Raw genomic sequence first — 247 nt, forward strand, 5'->3', positions numbered from 1 at the left:
ATATGGGCCGGGGCTCACAAGGTTGCCGCGGCTTCGAACGCCATCCAGGCTTGCAGCTGGGTGGAAAGTTCGACGGCGACGCCGTCCGGATACGTCTGCTGTGGCGGGCGCAGGGGATCGGGGGAGAAGACCAGCGACGGGACATGCTTATGGCCTTGTGGGCGGTCCGCGGCGTCATTGCGGCCATCCCAGAACGCCTCGGCCGTATCGTGGACCAGAGTCCGGGCGATGCTACGGGTAGCTGCTC

The 247-nt window shown here is 66.4% G+C and carries 1 protein-coding gene; it reads right to left on the minus strand.

The window, feature by feature from the left end:
* Positions 1–14: 14 nt before the first annotated feature.
* On the minus strand, positions 15–247 hold a 233-nt coding region (locus SB764_RS43435), incomplete at its 5' end, for a hypothetical protein (protein ID WP_410867233.1).

The organism is Paraburkholderia sp. SIMBA_027, assembly GCF_046535315.1.
Taxonomy (GTDB): Bacteria; Pseudomonadota; Gammaproteobacteria; order Burkholderiales; family Burkholderiaceae; genus Paraburkholderia; species Paraburkholderia tropica.